The sequence below is a fragment of the Citrobacter sp. TBCS-14 genome, assembly GCF_005280805.1.
Classification (GTDB): Bacteria; Pseudomonadota; Gammaproteobacteria; order Enterobacterales; family Enterobacteriaceae; genus Citrobacter; species Citrobacter gillenii.
Genome location: NZ_SZWM01000887.1, coordinates 1 through 492 on the forward strand (window position 1 = coordinate 1; position 492 = coordinate 492).

The 492-nt window shown below is 33.7% G+C and carries 1 protein-coding gene; it reads right to left on the reverse strand.

The annotated features are described in order from the left end of the window. Positions 1-468: hypothetical protein (locus FDX22_RS21905; RefSeq protein WP_222592559.1), on the reverse strand; the 468-nt coding region annotated here is incomplete at its 3' end. Positions 469-492 lie beyond the last annotated feature (24 nt).

Below are 492 nucleotides of genomic sequence, written 5' to 3' on the forward strand. Positions count from 1 at the left end.
AGCATTATCTAAAATACTTGTATCCTCATTGATATAAAAAGGACTGATAAGCCTTACTAATTCTTCAGGTTTATATTCTTTTTTATCGTTAGCAAATAGTAGGTCTAATAGATCTCCTGTTTCACTATCAAATATAGGGTACAGGTCAACATAGCGCGTGCATAGCAACTTTTTAATTACTTTCTGCCAAAACTCCATGCTATTGTGTTCGCCCTTAGAACTCCAGTTTAGAACCTCGTCTAAGTCAGAACCTGCCATACTAATCAAAGTATCAGAACCAACATCAGACTTTTTATATTTAACATGATTAAATTCTACTTTTGTTATTTCATTAGCGATTTTATTATGAATGTTAGTCACAAAGGCACTTGTATATTCTACCGCTTCGTTTTGCCACGCTGTAACTCTTTGAGTATCATTGTTTAGCTTTCCACGTGAAAATGATACCACTTTTCCGAATAAGTTCAATTTTTCCCCTTTCTACCATAAACT